The sequence below is a fragment of the Candidatus Liberibacter sp. genome (assembly GCF_014048425.1).
Lineage (GTDB): Bacteria > Pseudomonadota > Alphaproteobacteria > Rhizobiales > Rhizobiaceae > Liberibacter.
Genome location: NZ_JACETX010000077.1, coordinates 1 through 2,768, shown reverse-complemented (window position 1 = coordinate 2,768; position 2,768 = coordinate 1). Strand labels below are relative to the sequence as shown.

Here is a 2,768-nt window from a genome sequence, read left to right as displayed (position 1 = left end):
AAATACGAGCGTGAAGAACTGTTGCGTCCGTTGAACACTGAGGAGAACGCAGATGATTGAAACGACCATAGCACAAGCGATAAACGCCAAAAACACCCAAATGCTAGTCAACATCATCTGCCTAGCGTCAGACGGTTTGCGGGTTTTAAATCAACCTGCAGTCGAAGCTCCAAAGGTTGATGAGCCTGTTGATCCTGTCCTCCAAAAGCAAGTCCGAGATATGGCAACGAGGTTCGTTAACCGTGACAAGGAAAACGGTCGTAGCAATCTTAAAAATGTCATCGTTGTGGGGGCTTTAGGCGTTGCTAAAACGTTTCCAGACTTCACTAACGAAGACTTGAAGAAGATACGAGCAAAACTTGAACTCCACGAGTCAGAAGCAAAAATCCTCAACCTGCAGGAGCTTTAAAATGGCATATCACGCTGTTTTGTCCCCTTCTTCTGCCCACCGTTGGTTGCATTGTCCAGCCAGCGTTGCGTTAGAGATGGATATTCCTAACTTTGCTAGCCCTTACGCTCAGGAGGGATCGTTTGCTCATGCTCTTTTAGCTTTCTGTCTTGAAAAAGATATGAGCGCTAAAAAGCTTCAAGGGGATGTGCAAACTTTTGATGGAGACACAAGAGAAATCACTGCAGAAATGGCAGATGGCGTTGATTTGGCTATTAATTATGTTCGTACGTTCTTCTATGAGCATCTGCTCTCTGAATGTGTTGTTCCTATTGGAAACTACACGTCTGAACCCAAAGCCACAGGTACAGCGGACATCATCCTCATCAATGGCGACCATTGGGTCATAGCAGACTTTAAATATGGAAAGGGCGTTGCCGTAGAACCTCACGACAATCCGCAGTTGATGCTTTACGCCCTTGGAGCGTTGGACAAATTCGCATCAAAGTACGGCAGACCACAGACACTCACCCTAACCATCATCCAACCTCGCATGCGATTTGGCAATGTCATCCAAGAGTGGAATCTAACGACTAACGAACTCTTCATCATGAGCGCGCCCTTCTACACAAAAGGGGAAAAGGCTTTAGCAACGACCAAGAGGAAGAAAGCTTTAAAGTTTGATGACTTTGATCCTGATGAAAAGGCATGTCGCTTTTGTCGTGCAAAGGCACGTTGTCCTGCACTGGCATCAACAGTTTTCACTGCCGTTTCAGGCAAACCCTTAGGAAACGACCGTTTGTCTAAGTCTTTAGACCTGATTCCACTCGTCGAATTGTGGGTCAAAAGCGTCAAGGACGAAGCTTTCAAGGTGCTGAGCAGTGGAGAAGAAATACCGAATTACGAATTAAAGGAAGGAAGAAAAGGAAACAGAACATACAAAGACGCAAAAGAAGCGGAACAAGTTTTGACACGCATATTCGGTGAGAAAGCAACAAAAAAGGTGCTTTTAACTCCTACTGAAATTGATCGCTTAGCCAAGGCTCAAAAGGTTTCAGAGGAAGATGTGGAATCAGTGAAACAACTGATCGTTCGCCCTGATGGCAAAGCAACTCTTGAACGCCGTGAATTAAACCAAGCCCAATCCCAGATAGCAACCCCTGATGAATTCTCATCCATCCCTTAATCAACTAAAAGGAGCTTTAAAATGTCTTATGTCCAATTTGGCATCGTTGCCAGACTATCCTATCCTGTGCTTTTTGACCCTAAATCGTTCAACAATGATCCCAACAAAGAAAAAGAGTACAGTTGCGATCTTCTCATTCCTAAATCCGATACCGCAACGTATCAGCGTATCATAAGTGCCCGCAAGCAAGCAGTGAAGGAAACATGGGCTTCCTATAACAAGCCGAACTTCGAAGAGCTTTATAACAACTTGGACATGAATTTAGGAACTAAAAGAGGCTTCTTCTGTGGTGATTTAAAAGCTCAGAAAAATTCAGCGTACGAAGGTGTCTACACGGGTCATTGGTATCTGAGAGCTACGAACAAACAGCAACCTCTCTTAGCGGATCGCTCAGGACATCCTATCGGAGAAAACAACCAAGATCTCTTCTATGCGGGATGTTGGGTTAAGGCTCTCCTCTCTGTTGGAGCTTATGAGAACTCTGGAAAGGGATTACGCAACACCCTCAGAGGTCTTCAGTTCTTCAGGGACGACAATAGATGGGGTGGCAACTCGGTTGCTACGGTTAATGAGTTCAGCAATCTCGACGATCCCAATGAAAGCATGAACTTCAACAAAGTTCTTGTTGATGATGGTTTGCCATGGGACTGACCCACTTGTTTTTGGACACCGAAACGAGAAGCCCTCTGCAACTGTCGAAAGTTGGAACTTGGGCATATGCTCAGGAAGCTATAGTGCTTCTGGTAGCGTATGCCCAAGACGAAGAGGCTGTGAAGCTGTGGGACTGCACAGTCGATCCGAACATGCCTGAAGATTTAAGGCAAGCTTTAGAGGATTCAACTGTCACTGTCGTCGCACACAACACGGCGTTTGATCGGGTCATTGTGAAGGAATGCCTAGAAATTAACGTACCTTCAACCCGTTGGTTGTGTACTTCTGTCTTGTGCAGGGCTAACGGATTGCCAGCGTCTTTAAAGAACGCCTGTGAAGCCTTAAAAATGCCATCTCATATGTCAAAAATGGAAGAGGGAAAAGCCCTCATTGCCAGATTCAGCAAAGGAGATGTTCATGTTCCTGCATTTGACTCTAGCAAACCTCATCATCTTAGAGCGTGGAAGCTTTTCGGAGAATACTGCGTCAGAGACGTGGAAGCCACAAGAGCGATTTTCAAGCTATTAAAACCTTTAAGCCCCA

The 2,768-nt window shown here is 45.3% G+C and carries 4 protein-coding genes; all 4 read left to right on the top strand.

Going from position 1 to position 2,768, the window contains the following annotated elements; genetic code table 11:
• Positions 1 to 52: 52 nt before the first annotated feature.
• On the top strand, positions 53 to 409 hold the full coding sequence (locus tag H0G72_RS05925) for a hypothetical protein (protein WP_182017847.1): 357 nt from the start codon (positions 53 to 55) through the stop codon (positions 407 to 409).
• Entirely contained in the window at positions 360 to 1,574 is a 1,215-nt protein-coding gene (locus H0G72_RS05920; protein ID WP_259345177.1) for a DUF2800 domain-containing protein, read from the top strand. The genes H0G72_RS05925 and H0G72_RS05920 overlap by 50 nt, the downstream gene beginning before the upstream one ends.
• A 21-nt stretch (positions 1,575 to 1,595) precedes the next feature.
• Positions 1,596 to 2,225 carry an ssDNA-binding protein gene (locus H0G72_RS05915; RefSeq protein WP_182017846.1) on the top strand — a complete coding sequence of 210 codons (630 nt, stop codon included), beginning with the start codon at positions 1,596 to 1,598 and terminating at the stop codon, positions 2,223 to 2,225.
• A partial coding sequence (locus H0G72_RS05910) for a 3'-5' exonuclease family protein (protein WP_476384709.1) occupies positions 2,222 to 2,768 on the top strand: 547 nt, incomplete at its 3' end. The genes H0G72_RS05915 and H0G72_RS05910, both read left to right, overlap by 4 nt.

Excerpts from the sequence above, each read along its gene's own strand:
- H0G72_RS05925 (WP_182017847.1), top strand. The coding sequence starts at position 53 with ATGATTGAAACGACCATAGCACAAGCGATAAACGCCAAAAACACCCAA.
- H0G72_RS05915 (WP_182017846.1), top strand. The coding sequence starts at position 1,596 with ATGTCTTATGTCCAATTTGGCATCGTTGCCAGACTATCCTATCCTGTG.